General features: G+C 40.3%; 12 protein-coding genes. 4 read left to right on the top strand and 8 right to left on the bottom strand.

Going from position 1 to position 14,042, the window contains the following annotated elements; genetic code table 11:
* Window positions 1–116: 116 nt before the first annotated feature.
* Window positions 117–623, top strand: a complete 507-nt coding sequence (locus G608_RS0101175; RefSeq protein ID WP_026494460.1) for a helix-turn-helix domain-containing protein — start codon at window positions 117–119, stop codon at window positions 621–623.
* 64 nt (window positions 624–687) lie between these two features.
* On the opposite strand, the gene G608_RS0101170 is transcribed toward G608_RS0101175, so the two are convergent.
* Window positions 688–1,677, bottom strand: a complete 990-nt coding sequence (locus G608_RS0101170; RefSeq protein WP_035794270.1) for a helix-turn-helix transcriptional regulator — start codon at window positions 1,675–1,677, stop codon at window positions 688–690.
* Between the two features lie 110 nt (window positions 1,678–1,787).
* Here G608_RS0101170 and G608_RS0101165 point away from each other — a divergent pair, with 110 nt between their 5' ends.
* Window positions 1,788–2,309: a CinA family protein gene (locus G608_RS0101165; protein WP_026494458.1), complete on the top strand. Its 522-nt coding sequence runs from the start codon at window positions 1,788–1,790 to the stop codon at window positions 2,307–2,309.
* On the opposite strand, the gene G608_RS19475 is transcribed toward G608_RS0101165, so the two are convergent.
* Window positions 2,290–3,123 carry an alpha/beta hydrolase gene (locus G608_RS19475; RefSeq protein ID WP_035794268.1) on the bottom strand — a complete coding sequence of 278 codons (834 nt, stop codon included), beginning with the start codon at window positions 3,121–3,123 and terminating at the stop codon, window positions 2,290–2,292. The two genes, G608_RS0101165 and G608_RS19475, sit on opposite strands and share 20 nt — an antisense overlap.
* A gap of 227 nt (window positions 3,124–3,350) precedes the next feature.
* On the opposite strand from G608_RS19475, the gene G608_RS0101155 reads away from it, so the two are divergent.
* Both G608_RS0101155 and G608_RS0101150 read left to right on the top strand, forming a co-directional pair.
* Window positions 3,351–4,268: a transglutaminase domain-containing protein gene (locus G608_RS0101155; protein WP_196810112.1), complete on the top strand. Its 918-nt coding sequence runs from the start codon at window positions 3,351–3,353 to the stop codon at window positions 4,266–4,268.
* Window positions 4,269–4,431: 163 nt separating this feature from the next.
* Window positions 4,432–5,343 (top strand): AEC family transporter, encoded by a 912-nt coding sequence (locus G608_RS0101150; RefSeq protein ID WP_051208684.1) that lies wholly within the window; start codon window positions 4,432–4,434, stop codon window positions 5,341–5,343.
* A gap of 80 nt (window positions 5,344–5,423) precedes the next feature.
* Here the strand turns inward: G608_RS0101150 and G608_RS0101145 are convergent, their stop codons facing one another.
* The 6 genes from G608_RS0101145 to G608_RS0101120 all read right to left on the bottom strand — a co-directional run bounded on the left by G608_RS0101145 (window position 5,424) and on the right by G608_RS0101120 (window position 13,883).
* The gene (locus G608_RS0101145; RefSeq protein WP_026494455.1) at window positions 5,424–6,086 is read right to left on the bottom strand and encodes a hypothetical protein; all 663 of its coding nucleotides are present in this window, start codon (window positions 6,084–6,086) and stop codon (window positions 5,424–5,426) included.
* A gap of 257 nt (window positions 6,087–6,343) precedes the next feature.
* Window positions 6,344–6,982 carry an MBL fold metallo-hydrolase gene (locus tag G608_RS0101140; protein ID WP_026494454.1) on the bottom strand — a complete coding sequence of 213 codons (639 nt, stop codon included), beginning with the start codon at window positions 6,980–6,982 and terminating at the stop codon, window positions 6,344–6,346.
* Between the two features lie 115 nt (window positions 6,983–7,097).
* On the bottom strand, window positions 7,098–8,396 hold the full coding sequence (locus G608_RS0101135; RefSeq protein ID WP_026494453.1) for a GGDEF domain-containing response regulator: 1,299 nt from the start codon (window positions 8,394–8,396) through the stop codon (window positions 7,098–7,100).
* A gap of 11 nt (window positions 8,397–8,407) precedes the next feature.
* Entirely contained in the window at window positions 8,408–11,488 is a 3,081-nt protein-coding gene (locus G608_RS22075) for a SpoIIE family protein phosphatase (protein ID WP_051208682.1), read from the bottom strand.
* A 29-nt stretch (window positions 11,489–11,517) separates the two neighbouring features.
* The gene (locus G608_RS0101125) at window positions 11,518–12,444 is read right to left on the bottom strand and encodes a DUF2156 domain-containing protein (protein ID WP_026494452.1); all 927 of its coding nucleotides are present in this window, start codon (window positions 12,442–12,444) and stop codon (window positions 11,518–11,520) included.
* A 164-nt stretch (window positions 12,445–12,608) separates the two neighbouring features.
* Window positions 12,609–13,883, bottom strand: coding sequence for an SLC13 family permease (locus G608_RS0101120; RefSeq protein WP_026494451.1), 1,275 nt, complete (start codon window positions 13,881–13,883; stop codon window positions 12,609–12,611).
* Between the last annotated feature and the right edge of the window lie 159 nt (window positions 13,884–14,042).

The following is a 14,042-nucleotide window of genomic DNA, read 5'->3' as shown; positions in this document are numbered from 1 at the left end:
AGGCTTAAATATTATATCACAGAAATGCGATTTCTTATTTAAAAATTCCATATTATCTCATATAATGGTAATTATTGATAAAACGTTAAACTAAGAAAATTGGGGAGGTCAGTTACATGGGGAAAAAATCCATAAAAGAGAACAAAAATATATTTTTCGAAAGTCGTGAAGAAGCCGGCCTTACAAGAGCTCAGGCCAGTGAAATTCTCGGCACCATCAGCGAGAGCCGACTTGAGAAAATGGAAACCGGTAAAACAACCATCTACCCCGAAGATGTTGTTGAAATGGCAAGAGCTTATAAAAAGCCGGGTCTTTGCAATTACTACTGCACTCACGAATGCCGCATCGGTAAGGATTCCGTTCCGGAGGTTAAGGAATCTTCACTTTCAGAGATAGTTCTTGGAATGCTCTCTTCTCTTAACGCACTTGAGAGACAGCGCGATAGACTTATCGACATTACAGCCGACGGTGTAATCTCTGATGATGAGCTTGATGATTTTGTAGACATTCAGAAGCAGCTGGAAAATATCGACCTTACAGTCGAGTCCTTAAAGCTCTGGGTTGCAGGCACCATCGCAGAGGGCAAGATCAATAAGGATAAGCTTGAAGCATTAAAGAAATAATATGATTAAAAACACGAAACCCGCAGAAAATGCGGGTTTCTTTACGCTTTGAATTAAAATTCGTTTACTCATAACTCTCAAGGAGCCGGGCAATCTCATCTCTGAATCTCTCGGATACCTCTGAAGGACCAATGATCTTAACATCAGTTCCAAGAGCGAATATCCATCCGAGGAACTGATCACTGACAGCCACCTCCACTCTTGTCTGTGACCAGCCTTCCCTTTTAGAGCTTCTTACAGGAATATCCTTACCGAACCTGTCAAGAAATACGCCCACCAGCCTGTTATTAAATTCAATATCGACCTCGGTGGTCTCTCCGCCAAACATACCAAAATTCATTTTGGAATATGAAGCCATATCCACCTTTTCGAACTCTTTGCTTCCATCTCTTTTTTCATCAAGAATCTTTATCTTTCTCATCTTGTCGACGCGATAATGCTTGATCTTATTATCCCGGGAATCAAAGGCTATCATGTAATAATTTTCATCATCAAAGGTAAGGGCCCAGGGGCTTACCTCATAGCGTCCCTCTTTTCTTGGCACCATTTCCTTATTTATATTCCACTGCAAATACTCAAAGCTGATCTTTTTATTTTCCGAAATTGCTCTGTGAATATCATCAACCACATAGTAGATGCTCTCGTTCATGGTTTTAATTCTGCCCTGAACAACCACCTGCCTCTGAAGCTGTAACGCCTCATAAACGCTGACAAGATCCATGAGCTTTTTGATAAGCTCTCTGGATTTTTTCTCTGTAATGAATTTTGAAACCTGAATTGAATCAACCAGAAGCTTAAGCTCAGCAATCTCAAATTTCTTAGATCCTACATGATACTGATAATTCCTGCCGTCCTGCTCCATAAGAACCTCAATACCAAGTTCTTCAAGGGTCTTGATATCTTCATAGAGGCTCTTTCTCTCAGCAGTCACTTCATACTTTTCAAGCTCTTTGATAATCTCCGGCATGGTAAGGGAATGGTTATCATCCGTCTTCTCCACCATGATTTTCGCAAGATAATACAGTTTTAGCTTCTGCTTTGTTCCCTTTGGCATTGTATGAGACCTCCAAGCTGATATAATGAAATAGATCAGATTTTTACTGAAATAAACCGAATTTCTTATAAGCTTTATTATAGAAAACAAGCCGCAAGGAGTCAAAGCAAATGAATTCAGAACTCGAACAGAATGTCAGAAAAAAATATAACGATATCACTAAGACTTTAATCGAAAAAAAACTTAGTATTTCCACCATGGAAAGCATCACCTCAGGTCAGATAGCATCCCTTATTACAGATACAGAGGGAGCTTCCGCTATTCTTAAGGGCGCCTTTGTAACCTACAGTAACGAAGCTAAAATAATGCAGGGGGTTCCTGCGGAGGTAATTGAAAAATATGGAGTTTATTCTGAGGAAGTAGCTATTTTTATGGCCATGTCCTGCAGAAACACATATAAAGCAGATATCGGAATCGGTATAACAGGCTCTGCCGGTAACTATGACCCCGCCAACGCTGACAGCGTACCCGGAGAAGTATATTTCGCAATAGACTGCAATAAAAAAACGCGCTCCTTCAAGGTAGAACTTCCACCTATGGAAACGCGTCTGATGTATAAGCTTGCAGCAGCTGATGCTGTCGCAGATGAGCTGATAAACCTTCTTCCGAAAATCACTCACCAGCCTCAATAAAGCTCTCGATATAGTCAGCAGTTTTAATGATCTGCTCTTCATTTGTTATTGTCGGAATGCCATCTCCGGACTGAATTCCGTAGCATCCAAAGTAGGAATGAATGCCGCCATCTATAACCTTTTCTTCAGAATCTGCCGGCCAGTATTTCTTGCTGTCCTCATAGCCCTCTTTATTTATGACACCATCATTTGATGCAAATATGGAGAGCAGCCTTAAATCCGTATCAGAGAAATCTTCCGTAGTATATGAAGCACAGAAAATTATACCGCGATAATTCCTGTCTGCATTTTCATTTGATTCATCATCAAGATTTGTTCTTAAATACTGTGATGCTGCTACGCCTCCAAGAGAGTGTCCTGCCAGATACCAGTTAAGCTCTTTTACCCTGCTTATATCATCATCGTATCCTCTGATGAGAACATCTGCAGCATCAACCCTGAGAACTGCCAGGTTTTCAGGCATTTTAGGCAAAAGGCAGATATATCCTCTCGCACAAATCTCGTACATAAGAGGAGCATAGGCATTATATTCAACCTTTCCTCCGGGATAAAAAACAATGATAGACTTTGCCTCTTTTTGTTGAGGAAGAAAAACCGCACCATTCTTGTCAGAATAAGAATGAACCTGGTCATCCAACAGATTTTCTATTGCACTTAAAATAGCACTGTCCGCTCTGTAATAATTCGATGTATATATTTTAAAAGCAGCAATTACACCTATAAAGATAACAGCCAGGGCAATTACTATCCCTATCAGCAGCCTCTTTATGAAGCGCAATCTGCGTTTATTCTTTGATTCAGTTTCAACTGTCATTATAATTCCAATCTAAATATGTTTAATGTAAGTGTTATAATACAAATTAAAAACCGGCATGGCAAGGTCATTTTATGAAAAGCAGCTTCTTAAGACTAATTTCATGCTTTATTACTGCCGTTTCGCTAATTGTTCTAATTCTTTGTAATTATAATTATACACGCAATGAGAACAATCTGCGGATTTTTTATAATGCGCTGAATGATGATGAAAAAGAAATCTATGAAATGTTTAACGACCTTGTTATACACAAAAACGAGGAAGGCTACAGTAAAAGCCTTACTCTTCCGCTTTCTGCATACAACGAAAAGGGCGCTTCATACTACTGGAATATCTACTATGCCATGTGCTATGACCACCCTGAGTATTTCTTTTTATTAACAGGCGATGTGCCAAGAATCCAATCATCCACAGAAAAATCAGATGCCACAGTAACAATAACCTATACGCTAAAAAAAGCTCCTGCCGGCGAAGATGAAATGATAGCTGAGTTTGAAACTTCGGCAGAGGCTTTTTTATCTGCTATAGATCTGTCCGCATCTAAATCCCAGATTGAACTAGCTATTCACGACAAGCTTATAGACCTTGTAACCTATGACTATGAGCTGAATTCAATGAGTGAGAATGAAAAGTCAAGTGCTCTTGGCTCTACTGCTTTCGGTGCACTTGTTTTTTCTGATGACGGAACTCCAAACCACGCAATATGTGGCGGTTATGCACTTGCTTTTGAATACCTGTGCCAGAAAGCAGGAATCCCCTGCGGCTATGTTACAGGCATAGCCAATCCTGATGCTGAAGATGAAAATGCTGCAGGCTTTCATGCCTGGAATATAGTAAATATCGATGGAATCTGGTATGAAACAGACCTTACCTGGGATGATTTTGACATTGATTACAAAATCAATAATCAAAAAGTACGTAATGAGATGCTTTCAGATACAGCTTCCATGAACTCTCTTCGTCATCATTTTTATAATGTAGAACCTGACAAAATGAGAAGCCTTCCCGAAAGTGCTGACACTCTTTTTAAAATTACAGATGCTCTGACTATCAATCCAAGGCATTCCTCCTATCACCTTAGGGGAACCTATGAGCTAAATAAGACCGATAATATATCAATGTTTTTAAATTCTCTTCTGCCATAAAAAGAAACCGCAATAATTAACGGCATGATTTTTCAAAAGAGCATCTAATTCTTGCTGTATAAACAAAGCTATGCAATAATTGTACTGTTATGCAAAACTATGCAAAACAACGGAAATAGCTCAGCCTGTTAAACGGGCCCGGCAGAATAGGAAGGTAATTCTTTTGGCTCTAATACTTATCAATCAGATCATCACCATGTTCATTTTATCCGGTATAGGTTTTATCCTTTTTAAGGCCGGTAAGCTCACCCTTGAAGGCAGCAAGAATATCGGAAACATCCTTATATTCTTATCTCTGCCCTGCGTCATCATTAACGGCTTCAGGGTTGAACGCACTCCCGAGAGGATAACAGGCTTTTTACTCAGCATTCTTGCTGCTGTTGTGGCTCTGCTCATCGCAATTGCCATATCAAAGCTGTTTTTTAAAAACGATGAGATTGCGGCTTTCTCCTCATCCTTTTCAAATCCAGGATTCTTTGGTGTTCCGCTTATTGTTGCGTCAATGAGCGACGGCGCAGTATTTTACATTGCATCCTTCATAGCATGCATCAATATTCTTCAGTGGTCTTACGGAGTATCACTGCTTACCCACGGAAAATCAGGTTTTACTGTGAAAAATCTGCTGAAAGCTCCATTTGTTTATGCAACACTTATTGGTATTGTTTTATTCCTTACTCAGCTTCAGCTTCCTACAATTATCGATAAATGCATAGGCTTTTTGGCAGGACTTAATACTCCTCTTGCCATGTTCACCATCGGTATCTATCTTGCTCAGGTGAATATAGTAAATATGATAAAGAGAAAAAGCGCCTATATGACAGCTCTTGTCAGACTTATAATCATACCGCTTGTCACACTGGCTGCTCTGTGGGCTATTCCTTCATCTCTTACAGAAATGAAAATTGCCATACTGATCGCATCAGCCTGCCCTGTAGGTTCAAACGTTGCTGTTTATGCACAGCTTCACAATTCAGATTATGGATACGCTGTTGAGGAGGTTGTAATCTCTACACTGCTTTCAGTAATATCCATACCGCTTATCGTATATCTTGGTGAAATTGTTTTTGCCATGTAAATAAAGCATATAAAAACAGCGCCGGTTTCTCGACTGAACCGGCGCTGTTTCTATATTCTGTTAAATTATTCTCTATTAAATTATTCTGTTGCTTCAGCTGATGCCTTTTTCGATGCATAATAATCCTCGAAAAGCTTATTCGCTGCTTCTAAGGTATCCTTACTAATATCCGGCAGATCTCTGCCCCACTCCTTAGTGGCCTGTTTAAAGCCCTTCTCCATGGCAACCTGCATCTCTTTCATCTTATCTACATCATCCCCTGCAAGAGCTGATGCAAAATCAAAGAGTCGCTGAGAGGTCTGCTTTACACCATAGTAGCCATCCTCAGAAATATCCTCCTGAGCCTGGGCCTTTGTTGCAGCGTCTACAGTAAAGTTGCCGCTTGCAAGAGTCTTCCAGATGCTGTCTCCCGTAGCTGTGCCGTATGCGCCAACCTGACCTGTCAGTGTCTGACGAACAATATTAAGGAGCTGCTGCTCTCTCTGCTCGGCATCAGCCTTAAGCTGATTTACGATTGCTGTTCTGTCCTGCTTGTTCATGCGGTTAATGCTATACAGATTATCACCTGTATTCATGCCCTTTTCATAAACAACAGCGGATTCCTTCTTGGCAGCTTCTTCCTTAGTGCTTTCTTCAGCCTTAGGAGTCTCTTTTACTTTTTCATCTGATTTTATCTGTTCCTGAACTACATTCTGCGCTGTTACAGCAGAAGCATTTCCTATTCCGCCTACTTCCAATGACATCTTATACACCTCCTTGCTCTTTACTTAATAACCGGTTTGTGCAGATTTTCTCTCCCCCGCCTGATCTTCCTGCCATGTAACGATCCGCCCATCATATACATTTTTCGGAAAATCCGCACAACACTAAAGGGAATCCATTCCCTCCTTTAATTCATTATCGGACATTTCTTTATAAAAAATAACCCCTATAATTTTAAAATATTTATAAACAAAAAAATGAATTAGCATACGTAAACAGTACACTAATTCATTATCAATCAATATTGCATCTTTATCTCGACTTTTATATGTGAATTTACAAGAGATTTAAATTTTTCGGCATCGGACTTTTTCCCAACAATGCTTCCGTAATGAGTTGGTATCGCCACCTCAGGGCGAAGTATGTTGACCAGCTCCGCTGCCTTCTTGGCATCCATTGTATAAGTTCCGCCAATTGGAACAAGCGCTATATCGCATTTAACCTTCTGTGCATCCTTGGTCAGACTGGTATCTCCAGCCACATAAATCCTCTTATGATCCACTCTGAAAACATAGCCCACAAATCCTGCGGACTTTGGATGATAGGGCTTAATATTATTGTAGGCAGGAATTGTTTCAAATTCTAAGCCATCAATTTCCTTGTAAATACCGGGTTTAACCACAATAAGTCTGTCCTGATCGTGAACAAGCACATTTGCAAGCTTGCCTATTTTTTCAGGGACTACCAGAATTGTACTGTTTTTTCTTACCTTCTTAATGTCTTCGTTGGAAAAGTGATCGCTGTGATCATGAGTTATAAAAATATAATCAGCATCGTGAGGCTCATCCCTCATCTGAAACGGATCGACGTAGATGACGCCGTGTCTCGTCTTGATACGAATGCTGCTCTGTGTAAATACTTCAATGTTCTCTGTCATAAAACCTTCATACCCCTCTTAATAGCTTCTGCAGCATCCAAAAAATGAATACTACAGAATGTATTTTACCACAATTTAAGGTACAAGATAAAGTGGTATGAAGTGATAAAAATTATTAGCACTCCAACAGCTCTGCTTCAAATCCAATTGATACCTCGTGCATACCATCCCTCTTCCAGGCTGCAAGCACTCTCATAACGGGGATTGTATATTTCTCCACATCAACCTTCATTATGAGCATGATCACCTGATTATGATTGTACTTGAGCACAACATCACTGCCGCGAAGATTGTTCGTAGCTATTTCAAGGAATTTTTCGGTTGCATCACAAACTACATGGTCATCATCACCGGTAAGAGTAAAAATAACCATTCTTGTGTCAACCTGATAATTGGATATAAGCCTTAAAACGAACCTGTATACTGTCTTAAAGCTATCGCAATCGGTTAAAAAGGCACCTCTTTTAGGATTCCTTTCACCAAATATCATTTTTAGGTTTCTAAAATCACTTATTGCAGACTCTGACTCAGTCTCAGCATCCTTCTCATAAAAATGAATACAATGCTTTCCACCCTGCTTTGCCTTGTATAAAGCAGCATCTGCTTTTGAAAATACGGTTAGATAATCCTCACTTAAATCCCATATCTTCGTGGCACCGCAGGAGCATCCAAGAGGTATATCCATATCTTCACCCATATACATCCTGGCTGTTTCAAGCAATTTTACATTATAAAAACTAACCTTCTGCTCAATAGCATGCGCATCAAACAGATTTTCACAAAATACAACAAACTCATCACCGCCGATTCTTCCGGCGATGTCATTCTCACGTATAGATGATTTTATCAGCTCTGAAAAGGCTATCAGAATTCTATCACCCATCTCATGACCGTGAATATCATTTATAAGCTTAAAGCTGTCCAGATCAAGAACAAGCAGCATTCCGCGTTTGTTACGAACCGTATCCTTAAGAACACGCTCGGTGATTGCCTTGTTATACAGGCCGGTCATGGCATCAAGCTGAGCTTCTTTGCGAAGACGATTATTTTCATCCACGTTATCAAGAACGCGTTCTATTCTCTTTAGAAGAACCTCGGGCTTGATAGGTTTTCTGATATAATCAGCAGCGCCAAGGTCAAAGCCTCTGCTTTCACTTTCATCACTTTCATCTGAAGTAATGAAAATAAAGGGTGTATCGGCATCGCTCTTGGAATGAATCGTGCTCTGCAGCTCATAACCTGACATCTCAGGCATCCTAAGATCGGTCAGAACCAGATCAGGCTGTTCCTCAAAATACAGGTTTACAGCCTCTGCACCGGAATGAGCGAGCACGGTCTCATAATGCTGACCGAGAGCTCTTTCCGCAAGCATTAACATTATTTCTTCATCGTCTACAATAAGAATTTTTTTCATATGCTTAACCGTTATGTTTCACTACTATTCCACACCAATCCAAGCATAGTTATATCATCAAATTGAGGAGCTTCACCGACGAATTCATCAATAGCAATCTTCACATTCTTAAGAACTGTTCGGGGCTCGGAAGACTGATCTCCGTTAAGGGCTGCAAGCAGACGTTCTTCTCCAAAAAGCCGGTTCTCGGCATCTGTTGCTTCCAATACTCCATCCGTGTATACATACAGACTGTCGTCATTATGTATTTCAAATTCATGCTCCATGAACTTAACACCGTCAAAAATCGCAAGCGCAGGTGAGTGCTTATATTTAATAAGCTCCCATTCTCCTCCTGCCCTTCTGATTGCGGGATGCTCATGTCCGGCATTTGCTGCCATTCCTTTTCCTGTAGTTATATCAATGATTCCGAGCCATACAGTAACGAAGAGCTCAGCATCATTTCCTTCGCATAGCTGCTCATTGGCATACTCAAGAACCTCTGCAGGACTTCCGCCAAGCTGTGCCCTGTTCTTAATAAGAGTCTTGGCAATGACCATGAAAAGTGCGGCAGGCACTCCCTTTCCTGAAACATCAGCCATAACAAGAGCAAGGTGCGTATCATCAATCATAAAGAAATCATAGAAGTCTCCGCCAACCTCCTTGGCAGGGGTCATTGTAGCGAAAAGATTAAATTCCTTATGCTCTGAAATCTCATCAAAATTCCTTGGCAGCATACTTGCCTGAATCTCAGTAGCAATGGAAAGCTCTCCGGCAATTCTTTCTTCCTTTGCCGTCACTTCCTTAAGATCCTTAATATACTTCTGCAGAGAGTCCGCCATGTTATTAAAGGATCTTGCAAGACTTCCAATCTCATCATTAGTATCAACTTCCGTTCTGTTCTCCAGATTGCCGCCGCTTATACTGCGAACGTCTTTTTCCAGAACCTTAAGAGGATCCGAAATCCTTCTTGAAATAATACCTGCAACAGATGTAACCACAAGCAAAATCAGCGCAACAAGTACAAGGCAGCTCTGGATGACACCAAGAATACCTCGTATTACAGAATTGACCACATTATTGGTATTCTCATCGATACTGTCGTGAATAGTCTGAGCAGGCTTTATTACTGAGCTTACAGGGCTAATAATGCAAAGCTTCCAGCCTGTGGATTCTATGGTTGAAAAGGCAATATAGTTCTCTTTCTCACCTTCACCGGCACTTAAAACTCCGCTTTCGTTTGAAAGAATCTCTTTACCGGCAATCCTGAGGGCCTCATTCTTATCCTCATCAAAGATACTGCCCATATCCTCAAGTGATGGATCAATCTCTCTTCCTGCGATATATCCTCCGTTAGCATCGATCATCACAGCTTCACTTGGAATAACTATTCCATCATTAACCATAGCTTCATTGAGCTCGCTCATGAGAACATCCATGGCAACACAGCCTGCAAATTCACCGTTTTCATCGGTAAACGGCGCAACGCAGGTAATAGTCAGACCTCTTCCATAGCTATCCTGATAGGTATCGGTAAACTTAGCACCGCTGCCACTTTTAGCCATTTCCCACCAACCGGTTTCTCTATATTCGTAATAGCCTTCGCCAACAGTATCACTGTTGTCGGAATTAGGATCATAGCTCACAAGGAGACCGTCATTTGTGCCCATGTAAATTGTTACAAGATTAGGAATAGTATCTCTTAAGGGCTCAAAAACCTTCTCCATGTTTCCAAGGAGCTTACTCTCATCCATAAGACTTTCATAGGCTATATCAGGATTTGCTATAGTTCTTTGCATTACCCATTTGCCGGCATTTTCCTTAAGAGGCTTATTTACCTCTATTTCAGGAAAATCGCCTTTATTTGCATATAAAAGATGAGCATAAGATGCGGCAGTTAAAACAGCATCAGAATAAGCATCAAGCTTCTGCTCTGCAAGAAGGGTCTTATCTCTTGCCTGATTTGAAATCTTCTCCTCAAGCTGATCCATCATGGCAGAGGTACTGATCTCAGTAGCGTTAAGACCAAGCTCCTTTGATCCGGTAACCGCATCTTCCCTGATAAAATGAATTGCAGACAGACAGATAATAGTTGATAATACCAGCGTTACAAGGGAAAAAGTAAGGGTTGTCAGTATTACCTTTCTTGCAACGGAAACCTTTTTACGATCGCCCTCCTCTAAATCTTCTGTCTCAAGAAGGTCCTCATAGCCTATTCTCGCCATGATAGTTTCATCAACCATCAGGGTTGCTATGATCAGCAAAAATGCACCTATAATCTGGAAAACCGTAGCCGGGGTATACTGATTTCCAAAGATCCTGCTAAGTATAGGATTAGTCACCAGAGTTATTATGATTTCAGCTGAAAAAATAAGAGATGCCTTCAATGCTGATACATATTTCTGACATTTGATCTGCAAAAGACCATAGATTGCGCGAATAAATATACCCATAAACAAGGCGCTAACCCAAAAGCTGATTTCCTTTGGAATAGACATTCCTGTATTAGATGCAGCACTTTGAATAGCCCATCCAACGAAAGCAAATACAGATGAAAAAATCATCTGTGACATGGTCAGCTGGGTTGAGTCTTCTTCTTTTCCAAGAATTGATACGCTGACAACGTAGGATGCAAAGAATATATCTGCAATTATCAGATAAATTACTTCCTTTGATGAAAAAAGCGCATCCGTATCTGCCCCAAACATAAGCAGCAGCGCGATAACCGCAATTACTGAGGCTATGGATGAGAAGAAGCTTACTTTTTTCTTTAATAAAATTAAAAGTGGAGTAATAAAGATAAAATATAGACTGACAACGCTTGAAACAATGACAACATCAAGATTTTTTGAGCCTAGTAATACAAAGTAGTTAAAGCCTGTCAGCTCAACCGCAAAGACAATGCCCTTTAACAGGGTCTTTTTCTTTAACCCAATTACCTTCTTGAACTGAACAAGACCAAGAATAAGAATACCTATCAGGTTTGTAATACATACAAACGCAAAGGTAGATACTGTATCCGGCACGTTTTGAAGAAAAATATACTGAATAGCTGCCAGAAAAGTAATAAAAATAAGACCTAGTGATGCTAAACCTTCTTTCTTATATCCCAAAACGATTCCCCTCTTTTAGAAAAATATGATTATTTGTATGATGCAATAAATTTATGTAATAAATACTCAGGCTTATAGGAATTCTTTAATGCACGAAGACCTTCTATTCCGACATCCTCTTCCATATTCACATATTCACAGTCCATGGCGCACTGCTTCACAGACTCCAGCCTTAGCACCTTGTAAATATGGGGTATTTCGCGATTACCTTTTTCTATAATGGCATCATAGAAAGTGTCGCTAAGCTTACCGCCATAGCCAAAGCCCTGAACTACTCCGTCAATTCTAAGCACGATACCGGATAGTCCAAGCTCGTCAAAATGCTGAAGCTGCTTATCTATCATTCTGGATTCTCTTCTCAAAGCATATAAATAGCTTTTATCTGCTTTGCTCTCGATCCATTTTTTCTCAAACTTTAATATTTCAGGAAAATCCTCAGGGGTTATATGCTTAATATGCGCTCTGTCCCCATATATATTCCAGAAAGTATTTGCTTCTGATCTGCGCTTCCTTAAGCTGTTTCCGGAAAAAGTAGACATTCTCTTCGTGGTAAACATGTACTCCGCAAGATCAATGTTTTCTTCTATAGTGAACTCTGCTGGAAATGCCTCAATAAGCGCATCTTTACATTTCTCTGTAAGAGAGATGAATTTGACCTTTTCCCCATATGAAGCGGCATCAGTCATTATTCTTTTAAAGTGTTCTTTTATGTCACCCTCGCCCATGGGAGCAAGATATACTCTGTATTCATCTCCGCAAAGATTTCTTCTGAGAACGTATAGCACATCATCCTCTATGCAATACTCATCACCGTACTTCTCAGACAAGGACCACATACTTACAGGTGAATGCTGACAGGATCCTTCTCCGAACCTTGAAGTATACTTATATATCTTCTGTAGATCATCAAGTGTTATCTGCTTAAATTCCAGCTTGTTATTTTCACTATTATTCATTTTTGCCTTTTCCTGATTTCATATTTCTTCTAGTTTATATTACCATATTTCGTAAATTACTTTTGTTAAAATTGTATAAAACAATTCTAATAGAGTTAATAAAAAACAGCTCCGGGATAGGCTTACCACAGAGCTGTTTATATACATCAATCTACTTTTTAAGTTTATCTCCAAAGCACCCATAAGAATACATAGGCACCGATAACCGCTGCCAGGGTGAAGGGAATACCGATTCTTGTGAAATCTTTAAAGCTTACTTCATAGCCTTCTTTTCTGAGCATTCCTACACCTGCGATATTGCAGCTTGCTCCAACGGGAGTAATGTTACCGCCAAGGGTTGCTCCGCACAGAAGTCCGAAGTACAGAAGGCAGGGATTAACACCAAGGGTTGCAGTAACTGATTTAAGAATGGGAAGCATTGTTGCAACATAAGGAATGTTGTCAATAAATGCAGATATAAGCACTGATCCCCATACTACAATCGTGAAAAGTGCAAACAGGTTATTGCCGCCAACAGAAACTATAAGGTTAGCAAGATCGTTAACAAGACCAACGTTCTTTACTCCGCCGATTACCATAAAGAGGCCTGTAAGAAGGAGTACTGTATCGTAGTCAAGGCTCTTAACTACTCTCTTTATTCTCTCAGCATCATGGTCCTTGAAATATTCCCAAACCATACCGATAAGTGAGCAGATAAGGCAGATCATACCGTTTGTGATCTCGGGCTTTTCAGGAATAAAGGAAGCAGCCATAAGAAGAACTACGTGAGCAACCATCATGATTGTAGGAACATAGTCTTTTACTACTGTCTTCTCTGTAGCTTCAACGGGCTCCTTATCCTTTCTGAATAAGAACATCATGATCGGAACTGTAAGAAGTGCACCAAGCTCAACTGCAAAGAAAATACCAAGACGTCCGTCCATCCAGAAGAAATCGTTGAAGTCCATGTTGGCATACTCTTTTGCTGCCAGCATGATGGATGTGGTATCACCAACAAGAGTTGCAGCTCCCTGAAGGTTTGATGAAACCGCAATTGAGATGATCATGGGTACAGGGTTGATCTTAAGCTTTTTACAGATAGCAAGGCCAACCGGAGCCACCATGAGCAAGGTTGCCACATTATCGATAAATGCAGATATAAGTCCTGAAAAAAGTGACATAAATATTGTTACCCACATAACGTTGGGGGCAAGATCCATGAGCTTTTCTGCGATAAGATTGGGCATCTTGGATTCGATGAAGTAGTCAACCAGAAGAAGTGTACCAAATATCATAAGAAGTACGTTCCAGTCAACGGCTGTTCCGATCTGAGAAACAGGGAGAATTCCCGTAGCCACATAGATAGCAGCAACGATAAGTGCAGTAACAGCTCTTCTCTTGGGAAAAGCTATAAGACACACATACATTGATACAAATAAGATGATTGCAAGTGTTTTCATTTTCATTGTCCTTTCAGTTTTAGGGTGAAATTGTTATCAGCTGCGCATCTCACGAAGTGCTTTTTTTATCTTACGGATAAAAAAAGACCTTCGCTGCATTGCATTTGCAGCGAAAGTCTCGTTAATTACAGCGTATCCGGGGATGAATCCCGTACTGAC

This window comes from Butyrivibrio sp. WCD3002, assembly GCF_000424265.1.
Classification (GTDB): Bacteria; Bacillota; Clostridia; order Lachnospirales; family Lachnospiraceae; genus Butyrivibrio.
The sequence above is the reverse complement of the archived record's forward strand: the minus strand, read 5'-3'. Positions and strand labels throughout refer to the sequence as shown.